This window comes from Saccharospirillum impatiens DSM 12546 (genome assembly GCF_000423605.1).
In the GTDB taxonomy this organism is placed as follows: Bacteria; Pseudomonadota; Gammaproteobacteria; order Pseudomonadales; family Natronospirillaceae; genus Saccharospirillum; species Saccharospirillum impatiens.
The window spans coordinates 1-18,501 of sequence record NZ_AUIH01000044.1 but is presented as its reverse complement, the minus strand read 5'-3'; the positions used below and the strand labels follow the sequence as shown (position 1 = coordinate 18,501).

Genomic DNA, 18,501 nt, shown 5'->3' with positions numbered 1-18,501 from the left:
CGGTTCGAGGGGTGAGTGTCGGATAGGCGACAAGCTGACCCTGCCCCCACTGAGGTAATTGTGGTGATCCGGGAGCTCGCTCATACAGGGAAAACAAGGTCTATGAATACTGTCGTCAGAAAAGCCAGAGCCGGTGATGAACTGCGGATGGCCGAGATTCAGGTGAATGCCTGGCAACGTGCCTATGCAGGTATCATGTCACCGGAATTGCTGGAGTCACTGGACATACATCAGAAGTCAGCGATGTGGCAAAACGCGCTAGAACAATCGGGGCCAGGGCGCTACCTTGTTGCAGAAGTAGATGGCACCGTTGAAGGGTTTGCCGTATTCGGCCCGGCCCGTGACAACGACCTGGGTGACAGCAACGCGGCTGAAATCGTATCAATCAATATTAATCCGGCACTATGGCGTGTAGGGATCGGCAGTGCGTTGATCCACTCAATTATTGATTGCTGTGATGCAGAGAAATTCGAGGGGGTTCATCTTTGGGTGGCAACGGAAAATACCCGAGCTCGCCGGTTCTATGAACGGCACGGATTTTCCAGTGAAAACCGTATCAAAGTTGACCCGGGGCATGATCTGGTTGAAGAGATGCGTTACGCCAGTGTCAGATTTTGCAATTAGCGCAACGCAAAAGAGGGCCATTCGGCCCTCGGTCAAAACCCGGAAAAGTTAGAGCACGTCATCGAACGCTGATGCGTTGGTTCGGTTGTTGAAGTCAAACATCAGATCGTTGATGGGTGTCGCGTCGCTATTGGCCGGCGTGTTGTTAATCTCGCTTTTCACGAAGTCGGCAAACTCAACGAACATGACGGTGTCGTCATTGTCATCTCCGTTGTCAGCGTTGCCACCACCATTGCCTGCGTTTTCACAGCCTACCAGCAATAGGGTTAGGGCTGACAGGCCGACCAGTTTTAGTATCAGTTGCATACAGTGAACCTCCGTTTACGGCGTCGTGTTTGGTGAACCACCGATTGGTGTGGTCAGGTATGGAAACGCGTCTTGCAACGAACCGGTATCGACCTGAACACCATCGGTGTATGCCAGCGTTCCGTCGGGGGCATCAGCAGGGTCTGCGAGCACACCCATGGCAACGCGCAGAGCAATGTCGACTACGTCATCGACCGGACGCCGACCGTTCGGGAAGCCGGCGTTATCGCCACCAAGCACGCCCAGGTCATTCTGGCTGGCTGCAGCCGCCGGGGAAATGGCCGTGTTCAATCGCAGCATTTCTGAGGTTGTTACCCCCACAGGCTGGTTAACATCCGCTACGCCTGTCAGGAAAGCGGTGACCAGGTCGGTACGGGGAAAATTATTGGGTGCCGTCACGCCGAACAGTATTTCTACCAGTTCTGGCAAGGTTGGGTGAGTAACGTAGGTGGCGAACTGGCCGTCATCTTTGGGTTCACTGGCGTTGAACCGGTCTTTGTCTTCCAGGCCAATCACAACTTCGTTTACCAGGGGCATGCCCAGACGAGAGACTTGCGCATAGGCACCGCCTTCTACCGTGGCTCCCTTGTCATTGTTGCCGGGTGCCGGGTTGATGACACGGGCCTGGGGAATGCTCGCGGTGGTCCAGGCGCCGATTACCGGGTCTGCATTTGTTTCAGTTTGTGCCGTTCCGGTCAGACAACTGATCGGGACTTCCAGCGCAAGTGAGGTCACGTTTTTGTCGCCGAGGTCGTTAGCTTCAGCATCGCGCGGCCCTAACGGGTTGGTATTAACCAAATCGAAGATTTCGCCCAGGTTAACCGCAAAGGCATCGCGGCGTTGGCCGGCGAAAACACGTCCATTGACGGCGCAACCGGGAATGGCAACGTCGTAAATGTGAGTCTCGGCATAGGCCGGGTAGTCAGTGAAAGATTTATTGCCAATGTTGTCCAGCGGTTTACGGAAGGTGTCAGTGCCGGTGGTGACGTTAGTCGCGATTTGTGCGTTTCCACTGCGCCGATCGCCCTGGATGACCGACAACTGGTATTCCTGGCGGCTCTGAACATTATCGGTATCGGTTGCATTCGGTCCAATGCCGCCAATATTCTTTAAGGGGACCGTCACCATCTGTTCACTGCCGCTGTCACCTACCGCAAGCTGTAAGCGGTTTTCAACAGTCGTGAACTGGAATTGAAAGGTCATGTCTTCAATGGCATCGCCGGTGTTATCGACATGAATTTCATAGATGGCTTCGTCTTCCAGATCAAAATAATTCGGGCCACCGTAAGCGTCCTGCAACGGCAAATAGTTGGCGATGAAGGTCACGTAGTCTTCACGGTCTGTTTCGTAACTTCTGAACATGTAAAAGTCAGAGGCATCGACTTTCGGCATTTCGGCAATAAAAGGCGCCTCACGGTGGCTTGCGCCCTGGGCCAGGCCGGCCGACAAGCAAAGCCCTGCCATCGCAGCAGCCAGAGTGGATTTTTTGAATAGTGTGTTCATGGTTCTCTCCTGGTGTTACCGATTGAAGTGGCGCAGCTGTTACGCCTTTGCAGATGCGATGGTTGCAGGTAATTTCGATCAGAGAGTTTATTTGGGCGTTGCGTCACAGGGTGGTGCATCCAACGGCGCGTTACGGCCGTTTACCGGTTAACACCGAGCTTTTTGTGGTGTTTGGAGAGTTGAAAAAGGCGTTAGATATTTGGAAGGGGTAGCTTAACGGGTCACCGGAATGCCCCGGTTCGGACGGCCGGAGTATTCAGAGGCTCCTTAAGAAAAGGTCGCAGGGTGGTTATACCAGGAAAGGCATATTCACACCCCGCACAAGGGTGTGAATATGCATCGATCGGAATGCGGATTACACGAAAACGCCGTAAAGCATACGCACTGCAGTGATCAGTAGGAACACGGCAAATAGCTGTCGTAGTAAGCGGGCATTAATGGCATGGGCAATGCGAGCACCCAGTGGCGCGGTCCATAAAGTCATCGGTACGATCAGTGCAAAACCGATCAGGTTGACATAGCCCAGTGAGAAAGGTGGCCGATCAGCGACGCCCCAGCCGTTTATCAGAAAACCCAGGGCGCCCGGGATACTGATGAAAATACCAATGGCTGCAGCGGTGCCAACAGCCCGGTGCATGGGTACCTGAAACCGGCTCAGCACGGGCACGCTCAAGGTACCGCCGCCAATGCCCATCAGCGTTGAAAAGCCGCCGATTCCTGTGCCCAGGCTATGGCGAACGATGCCTTTTGGCAGTGTTTCAGCCAGTGCCACCGGCTCTTTGCCAATGGCCATGTTGGCCGCGACAATCAAACCGATAACACCAAACACCAGCGATAGCACCTGGCCGGTGACCATGCTGCTAACCAGTGTGCCTATGAACACCCCAACCAACAGCGAGGGCGCCAGAGATTTTAGCAGGGCTGAATCCAGGTTGCCTTTATTGGCATGAGCCCGGGCCGAGCGTAACGAGGTGGGAATAATGGTGGCAAGTGACGTACCGACCGCTACATGCATTTTTACCGACTCGTCGACGCCCAGTAGCGTAAACAGGTGGTACAGCACCGGCACGATCACGATGCCGCCCCCGACACCCAGTAAACCAGCCATAAGCCCGGCAATAATACCGGTGACCGACAGCGCCAACACCAGCCCGACTATCCAGCTAAGGCTGTACTGATCCAGTATTTCCAATGGGAAGATCCTTGTTGTTGATATCATGGCACCAGTCTTTCCTTGCAGGAAGACTGTACTAAGGCGCGTTTATATCAAGCTTGGAAACGTTTGGCGACTTTGGGTGATTTTTGAGGGTGTTAACCGAGAATTGAGCTGAAAATCGCTCCAGGTTTGTGCAGCGCGCACCATTTCGGTGCCCACCCCCTTGTTCCATTCACTCAGAGTCATACGCATGCTGCGCAGGAGTGAGATCAAACCGGTAACCACGGGTGCCAGTTGACATCGGGCTCAACCAAGACCGATCTACTGTCGCTTGCGAGCGATATGGAACGGCTTCGCTGTGCATTAAACAGACAGTCACTGTATTACACGGAATTACACGGACAGGCATTACAGATATTCGATTCCCTGATGCAGCGGTGCTCATTCTGGTGCAAAGCGCCTGGCCAACCGAATGGTTACCCGGCTAACATGTACGGGTGTCATGAGCAGGAGCTATAAACATTAAATCGATCTTGTGGGTATATCTTAAGATACTGAGTTCTATCGTCATCGGGCTGTTAAGTTTGGCCTTGTTGGTGGCGGTGTTCTCCGCAGTTTATGCAACGGCAGTCGCAGATCAGAACGTTACGGGAGCCTTTATGCTGCCTTTCTTTATTGGTTTCATTGGCTTCGTTCTGTTTGGCGTTACAGGATCGATTTTCTGGCTGGTGTTTCTGAAAGCGCTGGGCAGCCCTGTGGAGAGCCCTATGAGCCATCATGTTCTGGCAGCGTCTCTGTCTACCCTGGTCAGTTGGTTGGCACTGGCATTGGTGTTTTCCGGTGGCGTAATCAGGAACCTGCAAGAATCTTCGATTCTTCTGATCTTTGTGTTACCGGTTGTCGGTATGAGCCTGGTTTGGTTTCGAGTGTTGTATCGCCCGTCAATCGTTGCAGAAAACGGCTCAGGTGATAGCCAGTGAGCCATGCGAAATGTTGGTGGCTGTTTGTGTCACCCGCCTGTGCGGACTTCGTTGGCAAACCTTGAAGTGAAAGTGCATTCCGATAACAGGCGGCCTGGTGGCAGAGTCACTCGAGCAAGCCAGTGTTGCGCGAGGGTTGTTCACCGCCTCCGGTCAATGATTCAATATGGGCTTTTAGGAATATCTGGTCATTTCTGCATCCATATCCCAGGGAGCGGAGTACTCGTAGTGCACTTCGCAGATGTTCCACGAGGATCCCATGAGAATTCAAGCACCCAGAGCCATCATAGACTTCAACAAGAACGACATTTACGGCAACCTCATCCAACTGAGCCAGTTCAAGGGCAAAAAAGTATTGTTGTGCTTTTTTAGAGATGCCGCCTGCCCGTTTTGCAACTTTCGGGTGTATGAGCTGACCCATCGCTACAAGGCTTGGCAGAAGCAGAATGTAGAGGTGATTGCGGTGTTCAGCTCTACAGACGAAGAGGTTCGCCATTTTGTGGGCCGTCACCCACGTCCGTTCAGGATGGTGGCCGATCCGGACCTTGAGATTTATAACAGCTACGGCGTTGAGCATTCGAGCTTTGCGCTGGTTAAGGCGCTGTTGTTCAAGTTGCCCCGCATTTTCATGGGTATGAAAACCGGCGGATACCCGGCTAACAATCCGAACGTGAAGCTGGTGCCCGCCGACTTTCTCATTAACGAAAAAGGCCACATCGCTGACTGTTGGTACGGCCGGGATACCAGCGATCACATTCCATTGAAACGCTTGCAGGCGTTTATCGATTCCCCGCCCAAAACCGGGTTGGATGCCACCAGAGCCAGGGCGGCCTAAGGCAGCGACTGTTGGCGATCAGACGGTGGGTAACATCCTCGATCAGGCATTCAGTGTGTTGGCCATTGCTTTGCCAAACTGTTTTATCCAGTTGGCCCATTGCTGCTCGCTCAGCACGTCGAATGCATCCCCGATCGTGATCTCGCAATGCAGGGCATCAGCATCGGTTCGATAGGGCGGTGGTATCAGCGCGACCTGGTGTTGGTGCATCCAGCGTTCGCCCTGCTCCAGAAAAGCGTCTGGCTGACAGCGAATGTGCAGTCGAAACATGTTGGTATGAGGTACAGCGGGCCAGGTGGAAATACCAGGCAGTTGGTTCAACTGCTCGGCCAGCCAGCGTGCTTGCTGTCGACGTTCGGGCAAGCCTGGCAAGTGTTTCGCCAACCCCTCACGCGCGGCTATCACATAGGGATACAGCGCATAGAGGGTTCCACCCACCCGCCGCTGCCACACTTTGGCGCGAGCGATAAAGTCGGCACTGCCTAACAGCATGGCTCCGGCGATGCCGCCGAGGTCTTTGTAGAAACTGACGTAGACGGAATCGAACAGAGAAGCGATTTCTTCCAGTGATTTACCGTACGCAGCCGGGCATTGCCAAAGGCGTGCGCCGTCCATATGCAGTTTGATGCCCTGTTCGCGGGCCCAGGTACTCTGGCTAACCAACTCGTCCCATTCCGGTAGTTGGCCACCAATTTCTCGCATGGGCAATTCCAGCAGAATAGCGGCCAGAGGGTCCCGTGCTGCCGCTTTCAGGTCGGCCAGCATGGGTACCCGGTGCGCTTCGCCCAGTTCGCAACCCTTGAGTTGCCACAAAATCTGGTAGCTGTTGTGTTCGTGCAGCGCTACGTGATTGGTGGCGTGCAGTGCTACATAGTCGGTTTTGGCGAGGTCGGCCCAGATGCGCAGCGCCATTGGCTGGGCCATGGTGCCACTGGGCATGAAGATCGCGGCCTCCTTGCCCAGCATGGCGGCCACTTCCCGCTCGAAAGACTCTATCAGTTCGCCACTGCCGTAATTGTCGATCCGTTCATCGTCGCCAGTGGCATCCGCCAGGTGTTGCAGCGAGACCTTGATCGATTCGGGCTTGTGGCGGCTGGCGTTGATGGCGCAGGCGCGAAAGGTGGTGCGGTATTGGTCGACCGACATGAGTGACCTCTGAAATGAGAATAGAGGTCAAGTCTAGCGTTTTTCAGCAAGACAATCAGGCCTGCAATGACGTCAGCCAGTGAATACCTCAGCCTTGCTTCAAAGCATTGTAGGCATTCAATCCGCCGGCAATCACTTTAACGTTCCTGTAACCCATGCTTTGCAGAGCAGCCGCCGAGAGTGACCCTCTATTGTAGGCGTTGCAATAGCACAGCAGGGTCGTGTCCAGATCCGGGACTTTCTTTTCGATCACCATTTCCAGCTTTCCGCGGCTGATGTTGAGCGAATTAGGGATATGACTTTTGTCGTGCTCTTCCTTATCGCGAATATCGAGCGCGATAGCACCCTGAGCCATTAGTTCGTCGACCTGTTCCGGAGCAACCTCCTCGACCTGGGCGCGCGCGGCATCGGCCATGGCCTGAAATTTTCGGGTGTATTGCATGTTGAGCTCCTCATCGTGGATTCGAGGGTATTATATATTAGAATATTCTAATTATAAATATACCGCCGCCTATTCCGCAAGAGCATCGAACTGGCCTGGGTATGTCACTCTGACTTGATGTAAATCAACCGAATGGTCGATCTTGAGCACAGCGTCGGCCATTCACGCTACAGTGGCCAGTCAACTGCCAAAATCGGCTACTCTATAGTGCAGAGCCTCATCTTTAGTACTGTCAATATCCCGAATTCAGAAGGAGTTACCCGCTTAAATGATTCCAACCTGGCCTGAAGTAATGACCAAAATTCCCCGTCTCGATGCGCAGGACTGGAGCGCCATGGGCCTGGCAAAACGCTGGTTTGTCGCCACCCGGGCAGCCGTGTTCGTCATGACACTTTTCTCTGCGGGCATAGGCATGTTGCTGGCTATTCCAGCAGGTCATTTCGATGTGATTAATGCCGTGCTGGTCTGTTTCGGCCTGATACTGGCCCATGCGACCAATAACCTGCTGAACGATTGGACCGACTCAAAAAAAGGCGTGGATAAAGACAACTACTTTCGCACCCAGTATGGCCCGCAGCCATTGGAAAATGGATTGCTCAGCGCTCGCCAGATGATGGGCTATATAGCGGTTACTGGCGCTTTGGCGCTGGCAGTGGGGGCCTTGCTCGTGTTTCGAACCGATATCGTCACACTCTACTTCATGCTCGCTGGTGCCTTCTTTGTCGTGTTTTATACCTGGCCGTTGAAATACATCGGGCTCGGTGAACCGGCTGTCTGGCTGGTTTGGGGGCCGCTGATGGTGTTGGGGTCGGCCTATGTGGTATCCGCTGAGCTCACCGCACTGCAACTTTGGGTGGCTTTGGTGTACGGCATTGGTCCGACGTCGGTATTGCTCGGCAAGCACACCGATAAACTGGAGCAGGACAAGGCCAAGGGTGTGCACACACTACCCGTGATGCTTGGCGAATCCGGAAGTCGGCGGCTGACACTGGTGTTATGGGTGATGCAATATCTGGTGCTGACGCTTGGCGTTGTCTTTGGCGTTCTGAGTGTGTGGTACCTGCTCGTTTGGCTGGCTTTGCCGCGATTGATCAAAACGGTAAAACGGTTTCGGCAACCGCGACCGACAGAGCGCCCGCACGATGTGCCCGCAGATGTATGGCCGCTGTATCTGGTGGCGTATGCGTTCGACTACAACAAGCTGTTCAGCGGCACACTGGTGTTGGCTATGTTGCTCAGCCTGGTGTAGCAAGCTGTTTAAGTGGTCGTCTGTTACTTGGCTGAGGACCCAGGGTTCGCGGTATATGGGAGGCTGTCGAGAGTGTCCAGGTAGTCCCAGTATACGCGATCAATAAAACCAGTAGCCTGAAGTTCCTCTATAACCCGGTCGTATTCTGCGACGAGGGTGGGGAAATCAGGGTGTTCGGAGTTTTTCACAAACACGTTGTAGTAGGGCCGGGCAGTCAGTGGTTTTTCCAGGAAGGTAACTCGATTTTCCAGGTTTCGAAGCCGGATCATATAGGCGGTTTCCGCCGTACTCACGGGGGCCACATCAATTCGACCCGACAGTACCATATCGATCAGCAGTCTGTGGTCGGTTACCAGTATGCGATTCAGTGGCATGTCCCAGAATTCCCGCGTATAGGCCCATGATTGAACGGCTCCTACGCGCCAGGGCTGTAAGTCTTCCAGTGTCGAATACTCTATGTTACCGGCATCACTTGATCGGATGATGAAATGCCAGCTCAGATCCTTGTATGAACGATCGGGATAGGACAGGTGTTCTTCTCGCTCCGGGTTGTGTGAGAGGCTCATCATGACGTCGATATGGCCGGCTTCGGCTTCTCTCATCATGCGGCTTCCGGACCCCAGCAGGTAAAATTCGTGCGCTATGTTTAACTCTTCCAGTACTCGCTGCATGATCCGGACATCTATGCCAGTGATTTCCCCCTCTTCCATCATCTTGAACGGCGGTTCAGGAACGCCGACGACGACAAGGGGCGAGGCCTGGACGAGTGCACAGGCAGTGAGAGATAGCAGGGCAGTCAGCTGGCATAGCCGAAGGAAGTAGTGGGTCATTTAAGTCAGCGCCAATACCGTTTTCCATAGGTATCGGCATAGTAGACTGAAACACTGCCGTGTGCGACGAGCAGATTTGGGCCAGTCGAGAGTACTCACCAATTCAGTGGGGTGGCTTGTGAGCTTATAGCGGCCCAAACACTAGCAGGTTATTGAAAAAGGCATCCTGCTTTTTCCAAAACACGATACCCAAAAAGGTGATTTTTGCCTATCTCCCGAAATCAATGACTTTGCAGTCATCGACTTCTCTGGAACTTCCGAATTGTCGGGCCATATGTTCCAGCAGATGACTGACATTCTGCGAATTTCAACGGCCTGCTGGCAGTTATTTATGAACAGAGGCCTCACGAGGCCAGATCGGTTGAGTGCTAAAACGATCTTCTTGATGCTCAGCCAGCCTCCTGGCGCAATTTCTCCCTGACGTTCATCAGCACTGTTCCATAGGCATTGTCACCTCGCTGATCGCGTCCTGTGCCCCAGAAATAATCGTATAACGAGTTTTCGCGGATCGGTTGTTCGCCGGTTGCCAGCAGGGCCTGTGCAAAATCAGGGTGGGTGTGTGCCTGGGTGTAGAGGGCGCGCGTCATCACTCGGGTTCGAATGGCGGGCCAGTCTTCCCGGGTGCGTTTTAGCCAGCCGCGACCGTGCTTTCGGGCTTGTTCGGCGGTGGGCGCGTTGCGGATGTCGTCAAAGCGGGGTTTCCCCGGGTACTTCATGGCCTGATAGTAATGTTCGGCCGTCAGCCAGCGATGGTCGTCCAGTTCGAAAGGGCGCTCTATGGCACAGCCGAGAACCTCTTCGGTGTCCAGCCGGTTGATCAGGAGCGCATTCTCCACTTTTTGGTGTTCAAATAAGCTCATTTTCAACGGTTCCTGAAAGGGGAGGCATCAGTGTACCTCAACTCGGGGTCTGGCCAACTACAACGGCCAGGCCCCGATTCAGGCGGCGAGCCCGGGCTCAGTCCAGATCACTCGCGTTGTGACGTTCCGGCTGCTGTTCGTCCGGTTCGCCCCAGGTGCGGTTCACTTTGACGCCACGCTTTACGGCAGGCCGTTCCGCAATGGCATTGGCCCAACGCAGTACGTGCGTGTAACCGTCTGCTTCCAGGAATTCGGCCGCATCGTACACCTTGTTCTGAACCAGCCAGCCATACCAGGGCCACACGGCCATATCGGCGATGCTGTAGGTGTCGCCGCACAGGTAGGTGTTGTCGGCCAGATGGCGGTCGAGTACATCCAACTGGCGTTTGACTTCCATGGTGAAGCGGTTGATGGGGTATTCGTATTTTTCCGGGGCATAGGCGTAAAAATGACCAAAGCCCCCGCCCAGAATTGGCCCGCTGCCCATTTGCCAGAACAGCCAGTTGAAGCATTCGGTCCGTCCAGCCGGTGTATCGGGAATGAAGGCGTTAAATTTTTCAGCCAGATACATCAGGATCGAACCGGATTCAAACACGCGCTGGGGCGGGGTGACGCTGTGGTCCATCAGAGCGGGTATTTTGGAGTTGGGGTTGGCTTCCACAAAGCCGGACCCGAACTGATCGCCCTCCATGATGTTGATCAGCCAGGCGTCGTATTCCGCCCCCGCAATGCCCGAGGCCAACAGCTCTTCAAGCATAATGGTGACTTTAACGCCATTGGGCGTGGCCAGTGAATGCAGTTGCAGGGGGTGTTCGCCAACCGGTAGCGGTTTATCGTGAGTAGGCCCGGCGATGGGGCGGTTGATGTTGGCAAAACGGCCACCGTTGCCCGGCTCCCAGGTCCAGACTTTGGGTGGTGTGTAGCTTGGATCGCTCATGGTGAATCCTTGGGTCGGTTGAAAGAGTACCTGACAGTCACCCTGTGGCGCTGCAAGAAGCTGTATCATCTGTACGTCAGGTGAGGTCATTTAGCTTAAAACCAACGTGGAACCAACGTTGTTGCGCTGCAAAAGCCATTGAGAACGACGGCCGGGCCTGAAAGAATGCCAGGCGGATAAAGCCAATTACGCAGACTTTCTCGCTCGCATAAGGAGCCTTGCATGGAACGCCAATTGATCACAGACCGATTTAGCAACCGGATGGCGCTGGATATGGGCCTGGCCATCATTGAGCTGGCGCGCCAGCGTGACGCCCGAATCGGCGTCTCGATTCGACGGTTGAATCAAACCGTTTTCGAATTCATCGACGATGATTTGTCCGCCGACAAAGCCAACTGGATTCGCCGTAAAGTGAATACAGCGGTGAATTTTGCCGAAAGCTCGCTGGCGGTGCGGCTCGATCTGGAGCAAAAAGGCAAAACCCTGGCGGCCGACTTTGGGCTCAGTGATCAGGATTACATCGCCAAAGGCGGCTGCATTCCCATTGTGGTGACCGGTGCCGGCCTGGTCGGTACCATCACGGTCACCGGGCTAAAAGACGTGGATGACCACCAGATTATTGTGGATGCTTTGCCTGAATTCACCTTTGTCTGATGACGGCATAGAATCAGCTGCCGCGGTTAATAGACAGGAGGGCGGGTTAATGGCCATTGATTACCGAATAGACGCACCGGTCAGCGCAGATCAGTTCATCGATCTGTTGCACCGCTCGACCCTGGCCGAGCGTCGCCCCGTGGATAACCGAGCCTGTATTGAGGGCATGCTGACCAACGCCAGTCTGACCATCAGCGCCTGGAACGGTGACGTGCTGGTGGGCATTGCACGCAGTGTCACCGATTTTCACTTTGCCTGCTATTTGTCTGACCTGGCGGTCGATGCCGGTCTGCAGAAGTCGGGTATTGGCAAGCAACTGCAAGCGCTGACCCAGCAACAGCTTGGGCCACTGTGCAAGCTGATACTGCTCGCTGCTCCGGCGGCCAGCGCTTATTACGAACCGCTCGGGTACCGGCACAATGATCGATGCTGGGTGCTTGAGCCCGATGTTCCCATCAGCGGTGCCCGTTGACCTTTAATCTCAAACCCGGCTAAAAATAGGACTTTCGTTACTGTTTGAGATTGGTGCTTCGGCCTAAGCTGAATGCTGAAACCGCCTATAAGGACGTGAGCCATGCCCCGCCGATTAACGATACTGCCTTTGCTGGTGTGTGCCAGCTTGCCTGTGCTAGCTGAACAAACGGGCTTTCAACGGTATTACCAGCAAAACGAATTTTCACTGACGTCACCGGGCGCCATGAAATTTGGCTTGTACGGATACGACAACCCTGCCGGGCTGCACTACCTGACCGAAGGCGACGTCACCGTTAACTGGACCAGTGACGACTTTTTGTATGACGACCAGCGCTGGAACGCCACGCTCGCCGCGCCGGGTGTGAGCTTCAGCTTCGGCCGGGATAACCGGGGAACCGGCTCCATCAGAGAATACAAGCTGGCGTTTGGTGGCGGCACCGACGCCAGTGCCGGTGGGCTTTCCATCGGCTGGTACAGTGGCGATACCGAAAGCCAGGATCTGCGCACGCATTTTACGCTGGGCACGATCAACCGCCCCAATCGCTACACCTCCATTGGCCTGACCGGCACCCTTGCGACCGATACGCAGTATTATCAGGGCGTGGTGGATGTGGCCGTGCGACCCTTTGGTAACGAAGCACTGACGGTGTTTGCCGATTACGCCCTGGGGAACGATGAAGACTTTGAAGACGGCCACTGGTCGGCCGGCGCAGCAACCGAAGTGATGCCGGGCATTCGATTGACCGGCCGCTATTTTGATACCGGAACCGTGACGGCTGGCCTACAAGTGAGCCTCGGCCACACCGGTTTCAGTGCCCAGTCGCACCAGTTGGATGAAGGCGATAACTATCAATCGTATTCTTTGCGCGCCGGCGGCTGGGACCGCAATGTGTTCGATGCCTGGTCTACCCGTGGTGACGATGTGCTTGAGCTGACCCTGAACGACGAGATGGCCTACCAGACCTTCGGCCTGTTCGATCGCCGTCGTTCATTGTTGGATACCCTGCGCTACATCGACGCCGCCCGTCTGGACGACAACATCGGTGTCATTGTCGTCAACACCACGCGCATGCAAGTTCCGGCCGCCATGGCCTGGGAAATCAAAACAGCCCTGGATGAGTTCCGCGATTCCGGTAAAACCGTGCTGCTGTACATTGAAGATGGTGGCATGACCGAGCTGTTGCTTTCTTCAGCCGCCGACGAAGTCATTCTGGACCCAATGGGCTCACTGACCGTACCAGGCTTTGTCTCCGGCAGTACCTACCTCGGTGAGTTGCTGGCCCACTGGGGCATCGGTGTTGATGAGTTCCGCAACCTGGAATACAAAACCGCTTTTGAAAGTCTGTCGCGCAGTGACATGTCGGCCGCCGACCGGGTACAACGCCAGGCGATGATCGACAGCTTCTACCAACTCTGGCAAACCAGCATGGCCGACGGCCGTAATCTCTCGCCCAACGCCTTTGATCAACTGATCGACCGTGGCCTGTCTCTGACGGCTGATGATTTGCTGAATATGGGTGTGGCTGACCGACTGGCTCGGTATTCCGAACTGGATGACGTACTGGAAGATGTGACAGGTACCGAGCCGCGCCGGGTAGAACCAGACGGATTACAAGTACTGCGCGAACCCCGCGACAACCAGTGGGGGCCTGCTCATAGAATTGCGGTGGTATACGCCACCGGCATGACCGCAACTGATAGCGGTATGCGCACCCGTGAACTCGCGGAATCGCTTCGGGAATTGCGCGAAGACGATGAGGTCAAAGCCGTCGTGCTGCGAGTTGATTCACCAGGCGGGTTAATACTGGCGGCAGATCTGTTGGGCCAGGAAGTTAAGCTGACTCAGGCTGAGAAACCGGTCGTGGTATCGATGGGGTCACTGGCGACCTCGGGCGGCTATTGGGTATCGATGCACGCAGGCACCCTGGTGGCCGCACCGAACACCATTACCGGCAGCATCGGCGTAACTGGCGTTCGCCTCTGGGACGATGGGCTGGGCGACCGGCTGCGTCTGAACAGTGATTCGGTCAGCCGGGGGGCTTCGGCCGATGCAACCGCTGGCATAGGTTTGCCGATTGCCGGGTTGTCACTGCCAAGCCGGGATCTGACCCCAGAAGAGCGCGCTGGCATCATGCGTCGCCTCGACAGCTACTACGACGCCTTCGTGACCCAGGCCGCTGAAGCCAGAGGCATCACCGTAGCGGAGATGCGAGCACTGGCGGCAGGCCGGGTTTACAGCGGCAGCGACGCCCTCAAAGCTGGATTAGTCGATGAGCTGGGCAGTTTGACCCACGCCATAGACCTTGCCCGCAAACAGGCAGGCATTGCGGATCGCGATAAAGTCTTCCTGGTCGAAAGCCCGCGCCCCAGCGTGTCATCCCTGCAAGACTTACGGTATTTGATGGATGTTGAGGGAGCCGAGGCACTGGTGTTCAACCGGGACCTGTATCGCCAGCAGTATTTGCAGGACCTGGTAGAGCATCGTGGCCAGCCGATGGTGTTGTTGCCGTATCACTATTTTGAGGGTTCGTTGGAGCGGTAGGGCGGTTAGGGATTGGCATGTTGATTAACACCGGGCGGTCTCAGGGCTGCCCGGTGTATGTTCACGTGTTATCTGGATGTGTCTACTAAAGTGGGGGAATTCATGCGCCTCGTTAAGTGTTTGGCTTAGCATAGACCCTTACCTTTTTGCAAAAAAGACCCAGCCACTTAAACCGTGTTGTTGGATTTTGATTGCTATAAAGTCCTTGCCGTACCGTATGCGATGCACGCCATATTTGGCGTCCGTTCTTGTCTTGAATACCACGCTACACCCTGATTGGTTGGAATAGCCACATTCCCAGTCAGGGTATGCGGACACCGGAGTTGTAATCTCAACGACCTTTGCTCGGTCGGTCGCGATGTCCATTCCCCACACGCCCAAAACCACTAATGTGAAGAAAAAAAATACGCCTATGGTCAGTTTCATTGCGTCACTTAACGCTCGGCGTAGCGAAACAAATCGGTCCGACTGACGCCGCTGGTTATATGATTTCAGTCCAATTGCTTTTTCATATGGTAGAGTAAAGTTCCTATTGGTCGATCCTCCAGAATACCGAAAACCTGGTAGTCATACTTTTCGTAAAACCCTGTGGCTTCTACGGTCTTTAGGAACGAGATGACCGCACCTTGCTCCATTCCATATCGCTCAGCTTTTCTTAGCAGATTGGACCCTAAGCCTGTACCTCTGTGGTTTTGATCTACCCATAGCGTATCAATCTCAAGGCCGTCCCAGTATGCGTTAGCCAATATGCCTGCGATTAACTCATTCTCACTGTCTCTGACGTTTATATGAATTTCTTATCTTCTGACTCATCAGGCAGAGGAACTTTGGAATCTATAAATTCCTGAAATTTTTGTGAAAGCTCTGAACGTTCCTTTTCAGTGGGTACCTCTATTAGCTCGTAATCCATAGTCCCTTCTTATATCGCCTAAATAATGGGCCGTAAGGTCGCGCAGCGGTTTGGAGGTCCAGCTGTGAGGCGACATTGTTTGAATTATTATGCATTTTCACAGCGCACACCATTTGAAGCCATCTGCCCAATAAACTTTTTATAGTTCTTTGCGCTAGCGTAAACGATATATTCCTCGCCGCTAACCTTGATAAACACGCCAGAGGCTGAGAAAAGTTTGATATCTGTACCATTCCGACTATGACGAACCGTTGGGCCGAACCTTTCATAAGAGTCTATTGAGAACCAGGAAATTACTTTGGCATCAAACTTTACTCCCAGTTCAGTAACTTGGTAAGTGCTGAGTTTCGAATAATTCCTTAGGTCGGAGTATAAATTGTAAGCAATGGGTAGCAAAATTATTAAGAGAGCAAATGGATTTTCTAAATCGGAAGGAGAGATATAGATGAGCGCGAGTGCTAATAGAGGAAGCATCACAACAGCCGTTGCAATAGTAGTCCAGTATTTCGTGAGGTTTCCATAGGCGAGTTGGTACATGATTTATTCTACATAACGCACGCAGCACGCGCGGCTTTGTAGTGAAGGGGAAGCTGAAACGACAAAGACGTCGCCGTTCCCCCGATTGTTAGCACTAGCGGCACTCATGGTATATATCCCACTCTTCTTCATGAGTTTGAACGAAGCCGTGAGACTGGTAGAACTGATTGGATCGGCTGCCGCGTAATGCTCCCAGACGCAGCGGAAGGCCGCGTTCTTGTGCTTCTACTATAATGCCTTTCAATATCAAGCTACCCAAACCATTGCCTTGGAGTTCGGGGTGAATGTACATGTGTTCCAAGTAAAGATGATCTGTATTCTCCTTGACGACATAAAAGCCGGCAAGGCCTCCATTGACTTCAATTTTTCGAGTCAACTCCCGACGAAAGTTATCCAGGAAGCGGCTGCTAGCCCTGTCTGGGTCATAGCGACCTACGGCTTCTAAACTGGGCTGCATTGCGGCTATACGGAGCTCCGCCAGAGCCTCTTTTTCGCCTTCTTCAACTTCGAATATTCGATAGTTCATAGGCCTGCTAATGCCAAATCGGACATCCACATTAACACTTGACGCAAAAACATCCAACCAGTAGTTTATACAGCATCATAAAAACAGGCCGTCAGGGTTAGACACTATGCCACGTTCAAGGAAAAGCCAGATCGCCCTGGAGGCGACCCCTTACTACCACTGCACCTCCCGGTGCGTTCGTAGGGCCTTCCTGTGTGGGCGTGATGAACACTCCGGAAACGACTATGAGCACCGGCGTGGCTGGATAGAGCAGCGCATAAAGTCACTAGCCTCCGTGTATGCTTTGGATATCTGCGCCTATGCCGTCATGTCCAACCATTACCACATTGTATTGCACATCAATGCTGAGAAAGCCAAAGCCTGGTCGGATACTGAAGTCATCCAACGCTGGCACAGCCTATATACCGGTAACTTTCTCAGCCATGAGTACTTAGCCGGAAAAGACCTGTATGAAGAGCAACTCAACGTTATCTCAGAATTGGTAGCAGAGTGGCGCGAACGCCTGATGTCGATCAGTTGGTTCATGAAAGCCTTGAACGAAGAGATCGCACGACAGGCCAATGCAGAAGACTGCTGCACCGGCCGTTTCTGGGAGGCTCGGTTTAAATCTCAAGCATTATTGGATGAAAAAGCCCTGGCAACCTGCCTGGCTTATGTAGACCTGAACCCTATCCGGGCTTGTATGGCCGATACACCGGAAGCGTCAGATTTCACCTCGGCCAAGCAACGGATCGATACTGCCAACGAAGAGCCGGAAGCCACCGAACCCACCGAACCCAAACAGCCGACACCGTTATTACCGTTTGTTGGCTACCCCCGGCAAGACATGCCTGAAGGCTTGCCGTTTCGACTGCAGGACTACCTGGAACTGCTTGACTGGACCGGTCGCCAGATTCGCAACGACAAACGCGGAAGCATCACACAGACTCTACCACCCATGCTCGAACGCCTTAATATCGATGCCGAACACTGGGTTTATAACACTCAGCACTTCGAAAGCCAGTTTAAAGGGTTGGTTGGCACTGCAATCTCGATTAAAGCTAAGTGTCAGGAGTTCGGATACCAGCGAACACCCGGATTAGCATTGGCTGTGCAAACTACTTAACCAAATTTTCCTCACTATTCAATTCACGGGGCGACCTGAGGCACTTCCGTGCTTGGGGATCACGAATATCAATCAATTTCTTTAAATTCCCAGACTGACGTGAATCGGTAGTGCTGTATTGCTACGTACCGAATCAATTCACTGACTTCTCTATGACCTGCTACTGACGTGCCTGTCCAAATAGCCCCAATAACATCAATTGCTCTGACCCTATTGATTCCGACAGCAGCCTATTGTTATACGCTTTTCCGGGCGGTCCATTGGGTATGCTCTCTTGAAAATGCAGCCTCGCTATTTATCACAAACTCAGACAACTGTGGCTCGTTCTTTACAGAAACCGACTCTCCTTTAATCAGAACGATTTCATGCGCAGCCAACGCATACGAAGAGTTAAGTTCGTTGTGTTTCTTCGCTTGCACCCATGTAAGAACGGCACCTGCCGCAGTGGCGATTACCTCGATTGGCAGAGAACTAGATGGCTCTTTTATTCGATATAGTAAAAGGAGGACTGCTGTTGAATGTAAAACTATTGGTAACTATTCAGCGAAATAATATCAAAAAAGGCTTGACAGGTTTTTTTTGACTTTTCCTGATTGCACAGATTTTTCACCAACTCCCTGACAGTCCGCCAAATTGGCCCGGAATTGCACGTCAGGGGTGGTCTCATCTATCATCTATAGCGAGCCGCCTCCAACATTATAAAACGCTTCAGAACGCCACACAGGAGGAAAAAATCGCCCATAAAAAAGCATGCGATAATACTCGCATCAATTAACGGCGGCAGCATTATTTAATGGCTCACAACCCCATCGATATTAATAAAACAGTTCAGGATGTCGAGCATCTTCTGGCTAAGAGCGATGACGTGCCTCCCGCGCTAGAAGC

The 18,501-nt window shown here is 53.4% G+C and carries 21 protein-coding genes; 8 read left to right on the top strand and 13 right to left on the bottom strand.

The window, feature by feature from the left end; all coding sequences use genetic code 11:
- Nucleotides 1-102: 102 nt before the first annotated feature.
- Nucleotides 103-624, top strand: coding sequence for a GNAT family N-acetyltransferase (locus G565_RS0116935; RefSeq protein ID WP_028671947.1), 522 nt, complete (start codon nt 103-105; stop codon nt 622-624).
- Between the two features lie 48 nt (nt 625-672).
- Here G565_RS0116935 and G565_RS0116930 read toward each other — a convergent pair whose 3' ends face one another.
- The 3 genes from G565_RS0116930 to G565_RS0116920 all read right to left on the bottom strand — a co-directional run bounded on the left by G565_RS0116930 (nt 673) and on the right by G565_RS0116920 (nt 3,652).
- A complete protein-coding gene (locus tag G565_RS0116930) occupies nt 673-930 on the bottom strand; it encodes a hypothetical protein (protein ID WP_028671946.1) in 258 nt (85 codons plus the stop codon).
- Between the two features lie 15 nt (nt 931-945).
- On the bottom strand, nt 946-2,433 hold the full coding sequence (locus G565_RS0116925) for a DUF4331 domain-containing protein (RefSeq protein ID WP_028671945.1): 1,488 nt from the start codon (nt 2,431-2,433) through the stop codon (nt 946-948).
- 355 nt (nt 2,434-2,788) lie between these two features.
- The gene (locus G565_RS0116920) at nt 2,789-3,652 is read right to left on the bottom strand and encodes a sulfite exporter TauE/SafE family protein (protein ID WP_051208151.1); all 864 of its coding nucleotides are present in this window, start codon (nt 3,650-3,652) and stop codon (nt 2,789-2,791) included.
- A 596-nt stretch (nt 3,653-4,248) separates the two neighbouring features.
- Here G565_RS0116920 and G565_RS0116915 point away from each other — a divergent pair.
- Nucleotides 4,249-4,569, top strand: coding sequence for a hypothetical protein (locus G565_RS0116915; protein ID WP_157600127.1), 321 nt, complete (start codon nt 4,249-4,251; stop codon nt 4,567-4,569).
- 259 nt (nt 4,570-4,828) lie between these two features.
- Nucleotides 4,829-5,404, top strand: coding sequence for a peroxiredoxin family protein (locus G565_RS0116910; protein WP_028671942.1), 576 nt, complete (start codon nt 4,829-4,831; stop codon nt 5,402-5,404).
- Between the two features lie 42 nt (nt 5,405-5,446).
- Here the strand turns inward: G565_RS0116910 and G565_RS24620 are convergent, their stop codons facing one another.
- Both G565_RS24620 and G565_RS0116900 read right to left on the bottom strand, forming a co-directional pair.
- Entirely contained in the window at nt 5,447-6,550 is a 1,104-nt protein-coding gene (locus tag G565_RS24620; RefSeq protein ID WP_051208149.1) for a threonine aldolase family protein, read from the bottom strand.
- Nucleotides 6,551-6,638: 88 nt separating this feature from the next.
- A complete protein-coding gene (locus tag G565_RS0116900) occupies nt 6,639-6,992 on the bottom strand; it encodes a rhodanese-like domain-containing protein (protein ID WP_028671941.1) in 354 nt (117 codons plus the stop codon).
- Nucleotides 6,993-7,260: 268 nt separating this feature from the next.
- On the opposite strand from G565_RS0116900, the gene G565_RS0116895 reads away from it, so the two are divergent.
- Entirely contained in the window at nt 7,261-8,241 is a 981-nt protein-coding gene (locus G565_RS0116895; RefSeq protein WP_028671940.1) for a prenyltransferase, read from the top strand.
- Between the two features lie 23 nt (nt 8,242-8,264).
- On the opposite strand, the gene G565_RS24615 is transcribed toward G565_RS0116895, so the two are convergent.
- From G565_RS24615 to yghU, 3 genes are all read right to left on the bottom strand, one after another.
- Entirely contained in the window at nt 8,265-9,071 is an 807-nt protein-coding gene (locus tag G565_RS24615) for a substrate-binding periplasmic protein (RefSeq protein WP_051208147.1), read from the bottom strand.
- A gap of 389 nt (nt 9,072-9,460) precedes the next feature.
- Complete coding sequence (locus tag G565_RS0116885; RefSeq protein WP_028671939.1) at nt 9,461-9,931, bottom strand: riboflavin biosynthesis intermediates N-glycosidase; 471 nt, start codon at nt 9,929-9,931, stop codon at nt 9,461-9,463.
- 97 nt (nt 9,932-10,028) lie between these two features.
- Entirely contained in the window at nt 10,029-10,868 is an 840-nt protein-coding gene (yghU, locus tag G565_RS0116880; RefSeq protein WP_028671938.1) for a glutathione-dependent disulfide-bond oxidoreductase, read from the bottom strand.
- Between the two features lie 222 nt (nt 10,869-11,090).
- Here yghU and G565_RS24610 point away from each other — a divergent pair, with 222 nt between their 5' ends.
- From G565_RS24610 to G565_RS0116865, 3 genes are all read left to right on the top strand, one after another.
- Nucleotides 11,091-11,522, top strand: a complete 432-nt coding sequence (locus tag G565_RS24610; RefSeq protein ID WP_037339954.1) for a heme-degrading domain-containing protein — start codon at nt 11,091-11,093, stop codon at nt 11,520-11,522.
- 49 nt (nt 11,523-11,571) lie between these two features.
- Nucleotides 11,572-11,994 carry a GNAT family N-acetyltransferase gene (locus G565_RS0116870; protein ID WP_028671937.1) on the top strand — a complete coding sequence of 141 codons (423 nt, stop codon included), beginning with the start codon at nt 11,572-11,574 and terminating at the stop codon, nt 11,992-11,994.
- A 102-nt stretch (nt 11,995-12,096) separates the two neighbouring features.
- The gene (locus tag G565_RS0116865; RefSeq protein WP_028671936.1) at nt 12,097-14,538 is read left to right on the top strand and encodes a S49 family peptidase; all 2,442 of its coding nucleotides are present in this window, start codon (nt 12,097-12,099) and stop codon (nt 14,536-14,538) included.
- Between the two features lie 138 nt (nt 14,539-14,676).
- Here G565_RS0116865 and G565_RS24605 read toward each other — a convergent pair whose 3' ends face one another.
- The 4 genes from G565_RS24605 to G565_RS0116840 all read right to left on the bottom strand — a co-directional run bounded on the left by G565_RS24605 (nt 14,677) and on the right by G565_RS0116840 (nt 16,511).
- A complete protein-coding gene (locus G565_RS24605) occupies nt 14,677-14,964 on the bottom strand; it encodes a hypothetical protein (protein ID WP_211227204.1) in 288 nt (95 codons plus the stop codon).
- A 65-nt stretch (nt 14,965-15,029) separates the two neighbouring features.
- On the bottom strand, nt 15,030-15,284 hold the full coding sequence (locus G565_RS27495) for a GNAT family N-acetyltransferase (protein WP_245584208.1): 255 nt from the start codon (nt 15,282-15,284) through the stop codon (nt 15,030-15,032).
- 251 nt (nt 15,285-15,535) lie between these two features.
- Nucleotides 15,536-15,985 (bottom strand): hypothetical protein, encoded by a 450-nt coding sequence (locus G565_RS0116845; RefSeq protein ID WP_028671935.1) that lies wholly within the window; start codon nt 15,983-15,985, stop codon nt 15,536-15,538.
- 94 nt (nt 15,986-16,079) lie between these two features.
- Entirely contained in the window at nt 16,080-16,511 is a 432-nt protein-coding gene (locus G565_RS0116840; protein WP_028671934.1) for a GNAT family N-acetyltransferase, read from the bottom strand.
- A gap of 106 nt (nt 16,512-16,617) precedes the next feature.
- On the opposite strand from G565_RS0116840, the gene G565_RS0116835 reads away from it, so the two are divergent.
- A complete protein-coding gene (locus G565_RS0116835) occupies nt 16,618-17,616 on the top strand; it encodes a transposase (RefSeq protein ID WP_028671933.1) in 999 nt (332 codons plus the stop codon).
- 236 nt (nt 17,617-17,852) lie between these two features.
- Here the strand turns inward: G565_RS0116835 and G565_RS27735 are convergent, their stop codons facing one another.
- On the bottom strand, nt 17,853-18,146 hold the full coding sequence (locus tag G565_RS27735) for an SLATT domain-containing protein (RefSeq protein WP_425413982.1): 294 nt from the start codon (nt 18,144-18,146) through the stop codon (nt 17,853-17,855).
- Nucleotides 18,147-18,501: the final 355 nt, after the last annotated feature.